Origin of the sequence: Halolactibacillus sp. JCM 19043, assembly GCF_001310395.1 — a bacterium.
Classification (GTDB): Bacteria; Bacillota; Bacilli; order Bacillales; family Amphibacillaceae; genus Halolactibacillus; species Halolactibacillus miurensis.
Genome location: NZ_BAXD01000001.1, coordinates 1 through 15499 on the forward strand (window position 1 = coordinate 1; position 15499 = coordinate 15499).

At 35.3% G+C, this 15499-nt stretch carries 13 protein-coding genes; all 13 read left to right on the forward strand.

Translation table 11 applies throughout. The annotated features are described in order from the left end of the window. Nucleotides 1-57: 57 nt before the first annotated feature. The 13 genes from JCM19043_RS00005 (at nucleotide 58) to JCM19043_RS00065 (ending at nucleotide 15461) form a co-directional block, all read left to right on the forward strand. On the forward strand, nucleotides 58-3228 hold the full coding sequence (locus JCM19043_RS00005) for a phage tail tape measure protein (protein ID WP_156321303.1): 3171 nt from the start codon (nucleotides 58-60) through the stop codon (nucleotides 3226-3228). Then, complete coding sequence (locus JCM19043_RS00010) at nucleotides 3218-4669, forward strand: distal tail protein Dit (RefSeq protein WP_062318892.1); 1452 nt, start codon at nucleotides 3218-3220, stop codon at nucleotides 4667-4669. Before JCM19043_RS00005 ends, JCM19043_RS00010 begins: the two co-directional genes overlap by 11 nt. A 16-nt stretch (nucleotides 4670-4685) precedes the next feature. Further along, the gene (locus tag JCM19043_RS00015) at nucleotides 4686-7997 is read left to right on the forward strand and encodes a phage tail spike protein (protein ID WP_062318895.1); all 3312 of its coding nucleotides are present in this window, start codon (nucleotides 4686-4688) and stop codon (nucleotides 7995-7997) included. Between the two features lies 1 nt (nucleotide 7998). Beyond that, nucleotides 7999-8409: a DUF1617 family protein gene (locus JCM19043_RS00020; protein WP_062318896.1), complete on the forward strand. Its 411-nt coding sequence runs from the start codon at nucleotides 7999-8001 to the stop codon at nucleotides 8407-8409. Further along, nucleotides 8409-8618, forward strand: coding sequence for a hypothetical protein (locus tag JCM19043_RS00025; protein ID WP_062318898.1), 210 nt, complete (start codon nucleotides 8409-8411; stop codon nucleotides 8616-8618). Before JCM19043_RS00020 ends, JCM19043_RS00025 begins: the two co-directional genes overlap by 1 nt. Before the next feature lie 45 nt (nucleotides 8619-8663). Next, on the forward strand, nucleotides 8664-8966 hold the full coding sequence (locus JCM19043_RS00030) for a hypothetical protein (RefSeq protein ID WP_062318901.1): 303 nt from the start codon (nucleotides 8664-8666) through the stop codon (nucleotides 8964-8966). A gap of 2 nt (nucleotides 8967-8968) precedes the next feature. Beyond that, nucleotides 8969-9217 (forward strand): phage holin, encoded by a 249-nt coding sequence (locus JCM19043_RS00035; protein ID WP_062318902.1) that lies wholly within the window; start codon nucleotides 8969-8971, stop codon nucleotides 9215-9217. 70 nt (nucleotides 9218-9287) lie between these two features. Next, entirely contained in the window at nucleotides 9288-10319 is a 1032-nt protein-coding gene (locus tag JCM19043_RS16685) for an N-acetylmuramoyl-L-alanine amidase (RefSeq protein ID WP_062318905.1), read from the forward strand. Between the two features lie 166 nt (nucleotides 10320-10485). Beyond that, nucleotides 10486-11535, forward strand: coding sequence for a nucleoid-associated protein (locus tag JCM19043_RS00045; RefSeq protein ID WP_062318907.1), 1050 nt, complete (start codon nucleotides 10486-10488; stop codon nucleotides 11533-11535). Between the two features lie 18 nt (nucleotides 11536-11553). Beyond that, a complete protein-coding gene (locus tag JCM19043_RS00050) occupies nucleotides 11554-13014 on the forward strand; it encodes a hypothetical protein (protein WP_062318909.1) in 1461 nt (486 codons plus the stop codon). A 606-nt stretch (nucleotides 13015-13620) separates the two neighbouring features. After that, on the forward strand, nucleotides 13621-13854 hold the full coding sequence (locus JCM19043_RS00055; RefSeq protein WP_062318911.1) for a hypothetical protein: 234 nt from the start codon (nucleotides 13621-13623) through the stop codon (nucleotides 13852-13854). A gap of 252 nt (nucleotides 13855-14106) precedes the next feature. After that, nucleotides 14107-14343, forward strand: coding sequence for a DUF2164 family protein (locus tag JCM19043_RS00060; protein ID WP_062318913.1), 237 nt, complete (start codon nucleotides 14107-14109; stop codon nucleotides 14341-14343). 143 nt (nucleotides 14344-14486) lie between these two features. Beyond that, nucleotides 14487-15461, forward strand: a complete 975-nt coding sequence (locus tag JCM19043_RS00065; RefSeq protein ID WP_062318916.1) for a tetratricopeptide repeat protein — start codon at nucleotides 14487-14489, stop codon at nucleotides 15459-15461. Nucleotides 15462-15499 lie beyond the last annotated feature (38 nt).

Sequence of the window (15499 nt, forward strand, 5' to 3'; positions counted from 1 at the left end):
GGAGCGACGAGGTCCTTAAAAGGATTCGCTCAAGATTTAAAGGGTTTAAAATCCGAAATGAATTTAGCGCGGTCAAGTGGTAAAGATTATACAAACAGCCTAAAAGGATTGCGTGAGCAGTCAGATATTCTTACGAGACGATTTCAGACTCAACAAGAAAAAGTGAAAGAACTGAGACAACGTTACGAAGAATCGAAACGCATCAAAGGAGAAGATGCACAACAAACAAAGAATCTTTCTGCTGAATATAACAACGCTACTGCGCAAATGAATCGTACAGAATCTCAACTTAAAAATATTAATAAAGCAATAGACGATCAGATCAATCCTTTGAAGCGATTGGGAAATCAACTAGATTCAACAGGTGAAAGAATGCAGTCGATAGGCAGAAGTATGACGGATTTCGGAAAAAGTTATTCTATGCGAGTAACAGCCCCTATTGTTGCGGGTGGTGCTGCTGTATTTAAAGCGTCAGTAGATTTTGAATCTGCCTTTGCAGGTGTAGAAAAGACCGTTGACGGTTCAGCTAAACAAATCGAGAGTCTACGGCAAGGCATCAGAGACATGGCCAAAGACATTCCTGCTACCACAGAACAGATAGCTGCTGTCGCTGAATCGGCAGGGCAATTAGGTATTGAAACGGAAAAGGTAGAAGAATTTACCCGGACTATGATTGATTTAGGTGAAGCAACTAATTTAACGAGTGAACAAGCAGCTACTGAATTCGCTCGATTCGCTAACATCGTAGGCATGAGTCAAGATGACTTTGGTAAGTTAGGTTCCACAATCGTTGCGCTTGGTAACAACTTGGCCACAACTGAATCAGAAATTAGTAGTATGGCAATGAGATTAGCCGGTGCGGGCGCTCAAGTCGGTTTGACTGAATCGCAGATATTAGCATTCGCTGGCGCACTATCCTCTGTAGGTATTGAGGCAGAGGCTGGTGGTTCAGCGTTTAGTAAAGTCATGATTAATATGCAATTGGCAGCAGAACAAGGTGGAAAAGATTTAGAGAACTTCGCAAAAGTTGCGGGTGTTTCCGCAGAAGACTTCAAAAAGGCTTATGAGAAGGATGCGACAGGAGCAATTATTAGTTTCATTGATGGTTTATCCACAGCTGAAGAACGCGGATTATCCGCCATTGGCATTTTAGATGACATGGGTATTAAAGAAGTACGATTACGTGATACGTTACTTCGTGCTGCAGGAGCAACAGACGTATTCACAGAGGCGGTCCAGATTGGATCAGATGCGTGGGACGAAAATACAGCATTAACTGAAGAGGCTGAAAAAAGATACGGTACCACCGAATCACAACTAAAAATCATGTGGAACCGTATAAAAGATGTTGCGATTAGTTTAGGTGACGCACTGGCTCCCGCAATTATGGATGCCATTGATGCAGCAGAACCTCTGATTAAAAAGTTAGAGGATGGTGCACAAGCATTTGCTGATATGGATGAAGAACAACAACAGACTATTCTTAAATTAATTGGGTTAACGGCCGCAATCGGTCCAGCATCAATAGCATTTGGTGGATTTACAACAATGACTGGTTCAGCTCTTAGAGGCATTGGGAATTTAACAAAAGCCATTGGTAATAGAGGAGCAACAGGTAATACCTTAAATAGTAGCATTGCAGGATTGGCTGGCACAGGAGGAAGTTTACCTATTCTAGCCGGAGGATTAGCAGCCGCAGGGTTAGCATCATATGGTTTGTATAAACACTTTAGCCAAGAATTAATACCAGAGGTGGAGTTATTTGGTGAAGGTGTATCAAAAACTACAGAAGAGTCTCTGGGTAGTTTTTTAGAACTTAATTCAGAAGCTACAGTTTTACTTAATGAACTCTCCTGGACGGGTAAAACAGTATCAGAAGATATGAAAGATTCGATGGTAGAAACTTTCGGAGAAATGAAAGAACAAATTGTATCTAGTCTTCAAGAACAGAAAAGCGAAAGTCTTGAGGCCGTAAAGGAATTATTTAAAGAAACAAAGGATATAAGTGCAAAAGAGCAAGCGGAGATATTAGAAAGTGTCACAAAAAGTTATGATGAGAGAGTTAATCAAGCTGAAGAGAGTTATGCAAAAGCAATAGAGATTATGAACAAAGCTTATGAAGAAGGTAGAGGTATTACTGAGAAAGAACAAAATGAGATTAATCGCTTGTTAGAAGAAGGTCAAAATACGGCAATAGAAATTATGACTGAAAGTGAAAAAGAGCAAACGATTATTCTTGAAAGAATGAGAGAACAGGCTGATACAATAACTAAAAGACAGGCATCAGAAGTTATTTCAAACTCTTATGAACAAAAGAACGAAGTAATAAAAGAAGCTGAAGAACAATTCTATCAACAAAAACTTGCTTTTGAAAATGCACGAGATGTTACTGGTGAACTATCTAAAGAACAAGCTGACAAGCTTATTGAAGAAGCTAGAAGACAAAAAGATGAAACTATTGCCAGTGCAAAAGAAATGCATCAAGCAGTTATTGATGAAGCTATTGAGAAAAATCCAGAATTAATTAAGGAAATTAACTTAGCTACAGGCGAAATAAAAACCGCATGGGATAAATTAATTGATAGCAATCTTAAAAATTTCATGGGTTTAAGGAAAGATGCATCAAGTACATTTAAAGATATTAAGCATTCATTCACCGGAGATAGCATTACAATGAAAAAACCACTCATCAATAGGTGGTTTGAGTTACAAGAAGACGCTTCGAGGATATGGGGAAATATTAAAAGTATATTCCAACGGAAAATATCTGTTTCTGCACCAACTATAAGAGAGCCTAACTATCAGACCAAGTCATCAAATTTAGCTCGTTTTAGTTACGCAACAGGAACAGACTACCACCCTGGCGGTCAATTTTTAGCAGGTGAAGAAGGTTATGAGTTAGGTCGTCTCGGTAATCGGTGGGAGATGCTCGATTATGGTATGTACAATCGTCCGAGCGGCTATCAAGTCTTTACTCATGACGAGACTAAAAATATCTTAAAAGCTTTAAATCGTATACCTGGATATGCGACAGGCGCTAGGCCAAGTGGTGAAGCAAGTCGGATAATTGATAGTTTAAACAATACTAGTCAATTGACGGGAGAAGCTGTCATTTATACAACAGTAATCAATCAGATGGATGGAAGAGAGCTAAGTAGACACACATATAAACACGTTACTGAAATGCAGAATCGTGATAAGGAAGTGAGGGAGCGATTTGCAACATAATAAATTATTATTTAATGGCGAAACGAAAGAATGGCTATATCTACTTGAAGGACGTCAAAAGTCTCCTTTTGCTCCTATCACTAATAACTTATTACGTGTACCCGGCAAAGATGGAGCATATATTCAATCAAGTAAAACAGACGTATTATATATCAATCAACCTGTGGGATTTATAGTTGAAGATGATGTTGATGCGCTTGATAAACTAGATCAATTAAAATCTTGGTTATTGACAAACGAACCAGTCGAGTTACAATTTCCTGACGAACCAGATCGAGTTTACTACGCAAAAGTTGAAGGTGATATATCTGATTTTGCGCGTTTTGGAAACCAGCGAAGAGGAACAATCACTTTCATATGTCCTGACCCCTACGCATACGGTCCAGAAATACCTTACACCTTCCCATCTGATTATGTTTCAGTGACCAATGAAGGCACACATGAATCAAAACCAGTCTTTGAGTTAGAGGTATTAACGCCTGTCACGTTTGCAATGATACAGAATCAACACGACGAGTATATGATGATTGGCAGTCCTATTGATGTTGAAACGAAAACTTATCAAAAATATGAACGGATTTTTTATTCTGACTGTAATACTTTAACCGGATGGTCGACAGGAAATACGGGGGAAGTCGATGGGGTTATCTCTGGTCAGATGGCCGTTCGTGAAGGCACACGATTTCAGCCGTCCGATTATGGCGCGGGTACAAAGGTTTGGCATGGTCCCGCTGTAAAAACAAGCTTACCGGAAACAGTACAGGATTTTCGTATGCAAGCTTTTGTTAGTTTGTATAATGAGACTTCTGCTGATTTACTTGGAAGAGTGTATATATCTTTGCTTGATGTGAACGGAAATATGGTTGCAACAGTTGGTATGCATGACGCATCAGCTAGAACAGCCAATATGTATGGAGTTGCAAAAGCTGGTTCTCTAACTGATTTTCATTCGTTGATTTATGAGTATGGCGATAAAAGAGGCAACTGGAATGACTTTTCGGGCATTTTGAGAATACAACGTGAAGGAAATCACTGGTATGCGTACTTTGCAAAAGTGACAAATGGTCGGCATCACACGAGACGATGGGTGAACTGGACCGATTATGAAAATAAGTACAGCAACAAGGTAGCTCAAGTGGCGATTCATATTGCCAAATACGACAATTACCCCCATCCTCATACTTTGGGCGTATATTCTGTGAGTGTCGATAAAATAAATCAGCCTATTAACGCTAACGAAATTGATACACCTTTTATTGCAGGCGACATCATAACGTTTGATCACAAAGATAAAGTAATCTTAGTTAATGGAGAGGCGCGAAAAGATTTAAAACAATTTGGTGCGAGCTACTTTGGGTTAGAGCCAGGTGAGAATAAACTAACAGTTGCACCATTTGATTCATTTAATATCACGACTAAATATAGAGAGACTTTTAAGTAAGGGAGGTGAGTTATAAATGATACACATTACTCATCGTGAAACAGATGTTATTTTAGATGATATATCGGAAGATTCTTTCTGGCTAGACAAACATAAAAAGTCTTTAAAAGATACGTTAGAAACATTTGATTTTACAACATTTGCCGATAAGAAATTTTCTGAACACCTTACAAATAAAAACCGCATTGTTATAAATGATGACGATGGGGAATTGATAGAATTTATAATAACACATACTATAAAGTATCGTTCGGCAGGAGTTTTAAAATGTGAGGTCTTCACATCTGCTAGTTATTTAACACTGAAAAACGCTAAAATAATTAAACCTCATACGACAGATGTTTTAAGTGCTGAGTCTCATGCGAGGTTAGCGTTGTCAGGTACGGATGTTGAAGTTGGTGATATTGCTTTCAAGGGTGTAAAGACATTAATATTTGAGGACTACACGAATCCTTATAAGTATTTGAAAAAAATCGCAAGTGAGTTTGATTTGGAATTGCATTTTAGAGTTAAATCAGATGGTACAAAAATAATCAAGAGATACGTAGATTTAGTTGAGCGAGTCGGAATTTGGCAAGGTAGAGAAGTTGAAATCGGTAAAGATTTATCAAGTATAGAACGTAAAGAAGATTTCTCAAACGTTGTCACGTCGCTGTTTGGGTTAGGACCAATAAGAGAGGATGGCTCAAGGTTAGAAGTAACGGTTGAAAATGTTGAAGCGTTACAACGTTGGGGTAGAAATGGACAACACATCATTGAAACTTATGAAACGCAATCAACGGACATAGACATGACCGAATCAAGGTTAAGAGAGCTAACAGAAATAGAATTAAAAAAGCGAATAAATAGTGTCGTGCAATATAGAGCCGATATTATGGATTTGGAAAGTGTTATTGGTCTTGAACACGAAAAAATACGTTTTGGCGATACCATAAAAATAAAGGATACAAAATTCAAACCACCACTTTATTTAGAAGCTAGGGTACACACACAAGAACGCTCCATTAAGAAAAAAGGAGAAAAGTCAGTTGAACTAGGTGATTTTATCGAGTACTCAGAAGATCAGGTTAATGCAGCTTGGAAACAACTGCAAGCCCAAATTAAAGAAAAAATCAGTGCTGCTGAAATGCTCGAGTACACGTATAATAAACTGACGATAGATGATAAAGATGACATAGTTTTCACCGAGGGTAAAAACTTTGCTGAAGCAGTCGGTATTGATGCTAAATCACACGCTGATAATGTTTCGTTAGCTGCAGAAACTAACGCTAAAAACTACGCAGAAGATAAGTCAGCTGAAGCACTACAACAAGCGCAAGCTTACGCAGTTGCACAAACAGTGTACGATAATAAGATGTCTGAGATTGCAACTGATTTAGCGGATAAAGCGGATTTAATATATGTAGATGGCCAACTTGTTAGTAAAGCGAATAAAAACGACGTGTACACTATATCAGAGATAGACAATGCGTTATTAAATAAAGTATCTGTTACAGAGTACCAAACAGACATGGATGGTGTTGTACAGGATATTAGCGTAAACAGTACACTAATTGGTCAAAATCAAACAGCGATAGCTTTAAAAGCTAATCAAACCGATGTTGATGCTTTGAGTGGGACGGTATCAGATAATAGTGCACAATTGACTGTTCAGGCGAATCAGATTAGTAGCAAAGTGGATGCAAGTTATGTAAGTGGTGCGATTGGAGATATAGAGGTTGGTGGGAGAAATTTATTAAAAAACACTAACACGCTAATGAACATGAGAGTATCTCAAACAGGAACTACTATCGAGTATCTAGGTGAGTTTATGGGTGAACAAAATGTTATTAAGATTGCTAACCCGCAATCTTACCATGTGTTCGATCCTGCAGAAAAATATTCGCATCTACAAAAGGGTATTGACTATATATTTTCGTTAAAGGTTATGTGCGAAGGGACTAATGTAGGTAATCAAAGTTTGTATTTATCCTCTAATAGTGGAGGTTACACAGGTTTAAGCGGGAGTATCACAAATACAGAGTTCAACACTTTAACTAGAGGTGTCAAGTTTACAAGCAATTCAATAGCTCCAAGGCTACACTTTAACTTCCAAGGGTATGATGTAATCTATATATCCATGAAGATGAAACTTGAAAAAGGTAACAAAGCTACTGACTGGACACCCGCACCCGAAGATGTGCAATCAAATATTGATGTAGTTTTGAATTATGCTGAGACAGAGATTACTCAATTAGCTGACCAAATCGAATTACGTGTTGAAAAAAATGGTGTAATATCATCCATTAATCAAACAGCTGAAACAATTAAGATACAGGCTGCTAAGATTAACCTTGTTGGTGCCGTTACGGTGCTATCAGATATTACTGGTAATCTAGGCACAATCAATGCAGGAACAATAAATGGTGTGAACATTAATGGTTCAGCATTTAAACAAACTGGTACAAACGGAACTATCAGTATTGATGATAGAGGGCTTATTTTTAAAGGAACTAGTAACTCAATTGAAATGGATATAATTCAAACAAGTGGTTACCACGGGGATATCGCCTCTTTAGTTTTTAAAGACAATAGTGGCTTGCGAGCAATGGAAATCTATCAGTACTATACTGACTGTGTTATTGAGAGTGATAGAGGTCTTCTGCTTAAGGCTAGTGACCAAGGCTTATACCTTGACGGTACCGCTATGTACAATGCTTTTAACGTCCCTGGTGTTGGGATTGGCGGTGGTCTAAAAGTCGACGGTAACATTTATAGTGCTAACGGAGTTTTTGGAAATGTCCGCGGGGTCATGAGACACGATAGTGGTTACTTTACTATCTTTCCATATAATGCATCGTATGATGATGGTTCTTATGCAAGGTTTTTCTACGCAGGAAGTGGCAATTCAAGTTTCGCATCAAGAACAATACATTTCTCATCTAGCTCAGGCGGTTTAAAGTTATCGGCTGCAGGGTTTAACCAATCATCGTTGCTAGAAAAGAAAACTAATATTGTACCATTTGATAAATCAGTGCTAGATGATTATCGTCATAATTTAGATTTGTATACATTTGATTACGTCGATAATGGCATAGGATTACAAAATAATATAGGTTTTGTGATTGGCGATGGTTACAAAGCACCTAAAGAAATTATGGACGTGGAAGAAAAGTCAGCATCACTTTATAACTTTATATCCTATAACGCTAAAGCCATTAAGGAAGTCGTTAGTATTTATGACGATCATGAAATGCGTATAAATACTCTCGCGGATCGTATTAATTATTTAGAAATGGAAAACCAAGTATTAAAACAACGACTAAAACAATTAGAAGGAGTTGCTTAACATGCAAGTTAAAATTAAAAACGCACAACTAGGGCAGGCAATTGACCTGCTTTTTCATTTATCTTTAAAAGGGAAACAATCTAGACATCGTACCAAGTTTGTTAAGTTGTTGGCCGAACGATCAAAAGAAGTAGAAGAACAAAGAAAGCAATTAGCAGAAGAACATGCAAATAAAGACGATGAGGATAAACCAATCATTAAAGATGATAAATATGACATTGTTGATCAAGAATCATTTCAAACAGACATTCAAGAGTTGTACAATGAGGAAATCGTTATCGAAGGTGGAGATAATCAAGGAATGCTGAAAACAGTTAAAAAAATACTTGATGAGTGTGATAAAACATTCAGTGGCCAAGAAGCTGTTGTCTATGATTATATTTGTGAGCAGTTTGAGGGAGGTGACGAATAATGAATATCCAGATTACAAACGTCAGCATGCGTTATGTTGATGGTCAAATTGATTCTGTACAGGTACATTTCAACGGTCAAAACGATGAGCGCACAATTAATTTGAATGGCTATATACCTTTGACGTCAGCGCAATATGCAGGTAATGAGTCGTTGACTGCACTCGAAGGTATTGTTAGACAGGAAGTGGCTACGAAGATTACGAACTAAGCATCTCATAGCGAGGTGCTTTTTATTATGGATTGGAGGGATAGCATGACAATTGAGTTAGGTGTGATTATATCGATTACATCGGTAATGATAGCCGTGTTAGGTTATCAACTAAATAAACAAAAGCAAGCGACTGAATATCAAACAACAATAAAAAACGACGCGACTAGAGAAGCGGTAATAGAAACTAAACTCGACAGTATTAGTTTAGGTGTCGAAAATATACGGATTGATCTACGGGCGAACGAACGACAGTTAGGTGCTTTAAGTGAGCGAGTCACTCGCGTAGAAGAATCAAGTAAACAAGCACACAAAAGATTAGACAAAATTAAGAATGAAGGAGAATAAATATGAACATTAAAGTGAGATTAAAAAACAAAGCGTTTTGGTTGAGTATAATTCCTGCTATTTTATTAGTTGGTCAAATTGTCGGCTCTTGGTTTGGTTACGAGATTCCTGCCGACAAAATCAGCAATGAAGCAGTTAACTTTATAAATGCGGTATTTGTCGTGTTGACGTTGTTAGGTATCGTTAGTGATCCGACAACAAAAGGCATTAAGGACAGTAAGCGAGCAATGACTTACACAGAACCTAAATAAAATTAAAATCATAGATAGCATCGTCAATCTGGCGGTGTTTTTTCTATGCATTAAAAAAGGAGAGATTTAAATGGTATACGTAGCTTTAGATGATGGTCACGGTATTAATACAGCGGGTAAAAGAACGCCTTATATAGCGGAAATGAATCGTGAAATACGCGAAAACGAATTCAACAGCGCGGTTGTCGATATGTTAAAAGAGGAGTTAGACCGATGTGGAATCAAATCAATTTTAGTTGCACCTGGGGATAGAGATGTGTCACTTACGCAACGTACGAATTTAGCAAATTCTAAGAATGTGGATGCGTATATATCGGTACATTATAATGCGTTTGATGGATCATTCGGCGGTGCGAATCCGGAAGGTTTTTCAGTACATGTTTATCCCGGAGCAAAAGGTAGCCGTAAATTAGCTGAATCAATCATTAAGTATCTTAAGCAAGGTACAAAACAGAAGAATCGAGGTATTAAAGAAAACAACTTCCACGTACTCAGAGAAACGAAAATGATCGCTGTTTTAAGCGAAAATGGTTTTATGGATAATAAACGTGAAGCATTGTTAATGGTCAATGTGGATTTTCAAAAAGAAGTAGCCAGAGAACATGCGAAAGGTATCTGTGATTATTTCGGTGTTAAGTACGTTGCAGAAAAAGAACCAACTGGCGAATTAACGCGTGTACAAACTGGTGCATTTAAGAATAAATCAAATGCTATTGACTTATCACACGAACTTAAGAAAGACGGCTTTGATACGTACATCATTAAAGCGGATAATTTATACAAGGTACAAGTTGGTGCTTTTGTAAGTAAGGCTAATGCACGCAAGACTGCTGATAAACTCAAAAAAATAGATTACCCTGTTTATTTAACTAACAAGGGTGGCAATCCGATTAATGTCACACCGTCTAAACCTATACCTTTAAAAGTCGGCGATAAAGTTAAAATTAAGAAAGGCGCTAGAACGTTTGAAGGTAAATCGCTTGCTAATTTTGTCTATAACAAAACGTATGAAGTGATACAGATTAACAGTAATCGTATCGTTGTCGGAACTGGTCATACAGTGATTGCGGCTGTTCATAAAAATGATTTGATTATAAAATAGATAGAGTTAAAGCCCTTCACGATTTGTGAGGGGCTTAGTTTAATTAAGCCTTAATTAATAATCAATAAAAATACTGTAAATAGAAGTGAAAAATGAGAGAATTTAGTCCTTTTTGTAGTAATATATGATATGTTAAATATATATAAACAACAAGGAGGACTAAATAATGACTGTAGATGATAATTTACAAATCTTAAGAATGGCTATTAATGTTATTGATCTTGAGAAATCTGAAGCTAAAATCGCAAGTGGAATTTTTCCATTAAATGAAGAGAATAAAGTAATTAATCGTTTTTTTAAAGAGCACTATCGTGATACTAGATATGGGAAGTCAACAAAAAGTTGTGTCTTTATAGATAAGGACGCTTCCGTAAAGACTAAAATCAATCGTTTTTCTGAAGATATTAGTAACGATTCTTTTTTACAGTTGTCCGAGGAATTAACAAATAATTTATTTACGATAATGAAGAATTCGTCTTCTAAAAGTAGCGGTTCGTTTTTTGTTTGTCAAGTCTTAGTAGATGGACATGAGAATTGTATATTTTTAATCAAATTAGATCCTAAAGAAGGCGTGCAATTAGATTTAGAGGAAATGACATTAAAGGCACTGGAAAATATTTTACCAGACTCTAATGACCGTGTACATAAGTGTGCTATCATAAGATATAATAAAAGTACAGATCATAAAGCGGATCTTTTTGTTATGGATAAGCAACAAAGAGAAGGGGAAACGGCAAAGTTTTTCCTTGAAACATATTTGCAAGCCGCTGAAATATTAAATGACAACATAATGACCAGGCATGCGATTAAAGAAGTAAAAGATAAGATGGTAGCAATTTTGCCGGATGTTGATGCAAATAAAATTTTCCAATCTATAGACAGAGAATTTACAAATGGTTCTAGAATACAACTTGATAGATTAATCAATAACGTGTTAAGCGATCATGTTGATAATGACAAAAAAGATAGAGAATTATTTATAAAAGACAAAACGCAATCATTTGTTGAATCTTTTATAGAAAAGTTTCCTGATCATCAAACTTCTTTCACTGTGCAAAGAAAAGATTCTTTTATAATTTACAGAGGTAATAAAGATCAATTGTATTTTAGATACACTAAAGCGATACTGGATAAGGTCAAGATAGATAATGATCAAGATGGTAATACAATTATTAAAATTGATAAGGATATAGATGTTGATAGGGATTTAAAATAACTAAGGGGGTTGCTTGAAATGAGTACAAATAAATTACTAGAGGCTTATACTGAATTTCAAGCAATTGTTCAATTACTGCATTGCCCTATAATTATAGAATCATTTAAAAAAATAACTATAAAAACACATGAGGGAATTGATGTTGAACTTTTAAATGAACTAAATACTAAGTGTGAGATATTTGAGGCTTATTGTTATCCTTTTAATGAGGGTATTCAAGAAACTATCGACGATATTGAACTTGGGAGTTCAAATGTTAAAGGTATAGAGTATATTTCTATTATTTTAGAGAAGGATTTTTTTGTGAAAGACCTTGGGAATCTAGACTACTACTTCTTTGATTTGAAATCTATTTTCACTTCTTTTTATGATATTTCTAGAATAGGAGATGGCACAAAATTAAATATAGGTGCTTTTTGTATCACCAACAAAGTGTCTACTGAGACAATCAACTTTGTACCTATAAACCATAAAGTAGATATTAATAATTTACAAAAAGAAATTATTGATTCTAACATAGCAGATAATATCGAATATTATTTATCGCATAACAAATCATGTAATCACAGTTTTTATTTCAATCCCTATGCGTTCTTCAGTAAAATGAATTTAAATTCAAATTATCAATTAGAGAGTTATATAATGGTATCGTTTTATAAATTGATTATTGAGTGTTTCGCTGATAAAAGAGAAGGAAACCGTTATACAATTAGAGGCGATAAAAATATCTCAATTACTATAAGTGATGAATTTGAAACAAAAAACTACACCAAGCTCAAAGATATACTAGTTTTTCTTGTTTCTAATCAGAAGTATACAGAGAAATATATAATTGCGAAAAAAGTAATTTCCTTATATTTGTTAGACGGTGAGACTGTTTCTGAGTTTGACAATAAACTCCCAAACATAGAAAAAACTATTAAGCATTATTATACGCACTATATTGAGGAAAACATTAAAGATTTCTTTAAAACTAAAGATCAACTATTAAAAGAAGCAATGAATACTTCCAAAGTTATTTATGAGCAAACGGATAAAATCAATTCATCAATTTTAGCGTCTCTTTTATCTTTAATCCTTTTATTAGTTACTACATTATATGGATCGCTTAATAACTTAACTTTTAAATATACATTTTTAATAATCTTAGTGTTTGTTATTTTCTCCTTTGTCTATTATCTAATCCAAAAGAATGCTGCATACACCAGATACAATTTTGCTAAGGAACACTTCCTTCATTTTATTGGGGAAATTACAATATTACAGCCTGAAAAAGTTAAAGAAATAGAAGAAATTTATATTGACAAACCTTTGGCAGAACTTAAAAAAACCTTCAAACATCTTTTCTGGGCTTTGATAGCAGTAAATATTTCTATTATTTTATGGGTTGTATTATTCAGATTGATTAGCGTTAATTTTTTTGAAGGATTACCATCCTTGATAAAGCATACCCGTCTTATAATTAACCATTTAGTTTAAAAAATTACATTTATTTAAAATATTTTTAGAATTTTTAGGGCATATACTTAAATCATTTTTATGAACAAATTCTTTATGGTCTATACCTAATTTATAATTCTGCTACTTGTTAAAGCTGCTAAATGAACTTCTTATAAAGGAGATAGTCCTGAAACTATGAGTGATTTGTGTCAAAATAACTAACATCTAACTAGCAATAACGCATAGTTAAAATTCAAAGGGTTAACTCCCCTAACACCTAAGTTTAAAAGCTGATTTCTAGGGACCATCCGGGGACCATTTCTTAAAAAATCTAAAATATCAAAGAAAATCATAAGTTATTTTAAGGTAAAGAAAAGCTACAAAACCCTATTATATAGCGTTCTGTAGCTTTATAAGAAAAAGTAAAATACTAGAATTTACCGCCTTCTAAGCCGTGGGTCGGGAGTTCGAATCTCTCCTGGGATGCTAACGAAAACCTTACAGCCTCAACGGTTGTGAGGTTTTTTGTTTTTACTAGAAGCTATAGTTTCCGAATCTAGGGACTAATGGAGGACCATTATGTGTTGTTAAATAATTGTTTGTATGGATATAATAAAGTGCTTGGTAAAAGGGGAGGGGTCAAAAATGAAAGAGCTGCAATTTGAGCATTTGTCATTTTATTATCATGACGCTATGAATGTGTTAACTAACTCAGAAAATAAAACGGTTATTTTTGTAAATAAAGATTATGATGAAATTCATGGCGTTGTAGAAATAAAAGCAAACGAAACGTTTAAAATTTTTCCGAGATATAACGTTAATTTTCTAATAGATCAATATGAAATTACCGTTAGTGCCAATTATGTAGATTCAGAATAGTCATGTTGTCACCTATTTAAGAGTCTATCAAGGCTCTTTTTTATGTTATTGTATTTTTATAAGAAGGTTTAATAAACTAGAGTATATATCCGTCTAAGCCGTGGGTCGGGAGTTCGAACCTTTCATGGGATATTTTTGTGCCCAAATCGGTTGTGAGGTTTTTCGTTATGAGACTTATGCAGACTTTCATTTTTACGTTATAATGGGTGAGTAGTCTTTTTAACAATACTTAAATGTAACGAGGTGATAATTATGACTTTAAATAGAGATGAGTATGTAAAAGCGACAGATGCCATCAGAGGTTATTTAGAAACAGAATTTGACTTAGAAATCGGCAGTGTCGCGACGGATCAATTTGTGAAGTTCCTAGAAGAGCATGTGATTCATTTATATGAAGATCAAGCGATTGAAAAGGTAAGAAAGTTAGTGGAGGAAAAAGCTTGGTCAGTTGATGAAGATATACGTGCACAAAAAGGGGTGAAAAAATAAAAAGTTAAACGATGATAAAAGTCTGAAAGTCTTGTTTACTTTTTTCGATTTTAGGGTATCCTTGTAACTAGGACAAAATACATAGTTGAAATTTTTAAAAGTGATAGAAATCGACATATTAGTTAACACGAGGGGGTGAAGAGATGAAAAAAGAAGATCAAGGTTCAAATCGGCTCGTACTCTTTCCAAAAGAACAAGAGCGGCTAGAAAAAGAAGCGTTTGATTACTTTAGAGGACATCAGTATAAAAAGGCGTTACCCGTCTTTGATGAGTTAATAGCCTATGGTGTACATGATGTGGACATCATGGTCGCAAAAGTGACTTGTTTAGCTGAATTAGGTGAATTACGAGAAGCGGAATTATTTTTAGAAACAATGATTGACCAACATACGGATGATTATCTGATTTACATACATATTTATGCGACATTGTTATTTCAATTTCATAAACATAAAAAAGTGAAAGAGTTATTAGAAACAGTCCTTGTTAATGTAAAAGACGTTACGTATCGCCATCAATTTGAAAATTTATTAGAAATTAATGAACCGCTCGTTGATGAGGAGATTAGCTCAGAAATAACGGTAACAAAGCGTGAGCTAAACGATGCGATGAACAATCACAACACCCTGGCGCAGTGGCACTTAATTAATCATTTACAACAATCAGATATTACGCCTTATTTAGATATGTTTAAAACATTACTTACAGGTGATACCCATCCGGTTGTTCAATCCGTGATTATCAGTCTGATGCAGGCAAATCGCATCGATGAGGTCATATCGATACATAAATTCAATCAAGAGATGATGCTTAATCCAAAAACTTATCCGTACTTTACGGACCATCCGGTTTATAAAGACGTCCAAAAAATGTTGCGGGAAATAGAAGAAAGAAATCCATCTTTTTATCGGCTAGCGATGCAAATACTTGAACGCTTTATTTATGTGCGTTATCCTTTTGTTGAAGAGGAAGACGCAGGTGTGTTAAAAGAGGCGATTGTGACGATTGTCAATCAAGCGTTTAATGATCCTAAAAATGCTGTTTCAAAAGAAGTAGAAGATAAATTGATACAGTTAATGGAGGCAGAACAACTCTATTTTTCACTACTAGAAGAATAGAAGGTGTTAATTGTTTAAGAAATTTACAACCACTTGAA

Excerpts from the sequence above, each read along its gene's own strand:
- JCM19043_RS00005 (WP_156321303.1), top strand. The coding sequence starts at position 58 with ATGAATTTAGCGCGGTCAAGTGGTAAAGATTATACAAACAGCCTAAAA.
- JCM19043_RS00015 (WP_062318895.1), top strand. The coding sequence starts at position 4,686 with ATGATACACATTACTCATCGTGAAACAGATGTTATTTTAGATGATATA.
- JCM19043_RS00020 (WP_062318896.1), top strand. The coding sequence starts at position 7,999 with ATGCAAGTTAAAATTAAAAACGCACAACTAGGGCAGGCAATTGACCTG.
- JCM19043_RS00025 (WP_062318898.1), top strand. The coding sequence starts at position 8,409 with ATGAATATCCAGATTACAAACGTCAGCATGCGTTATGTTGATGGTCAA.
- JCM19043_RS00030 (WP_062318901.1), top strand. The coding sequence starts at position 8,664 with ATGACAATTGAGTTAGGTGTGATTATATCGATTACATCGGTAATGATA.
- JCM19043_RS00035 (WP_062318902.1), top strand. The coding sequence starts at position 8,969 with ATGAACATTAAAGTGAGATTAAAAAACAAAGCGTTTTGGTTGAGTATA.
- JCM19043_RS16685 (WP_062318905.1), top strand. The coding sequence starts at position 9,288 with ATGGTATACGTAGCTTTAGATGATGGTCACGGTATTAATACAGCGGGT.
- JCM19043_RS00045 (WP_062318907.1), top strand. The coding sequence starts at position 10,486 with ATGACTGTAGATGATAATTTACAAATCTTAAGAATGGCTATTAATGTT.
- JCM19043_RS00050 (WP_062318909.1), top strand. The coding sequence starts at position 11,554 with ATGAGTACAAATAAATTACTAGAGGCTTATACTGAATTTCAAGCAATT.
- JCM19043_RS00055 (WP_062318911.1), top strand. The coding sequence starts at position 13,621 with ATGAAAGAGCTGCAATTTGAGCATTTGTCATTTTATTATCATGACGCT.
- JCM19043_RS00060 (WP_062318913.1), top strand. The coding sequence starts at position 14,107 with ATGACTTTAAATAGAGATGAGTATGTAAAAGCGACAGATGCCATCAGA.
- JCM19043_RS00065 (WP_062318916.1), top strand. The coding sequence starts at position 14,487 with ATGAAAAAAGAAGATCAAGGTTCAAATCGGCTCGTACTCTTTCCAAAA.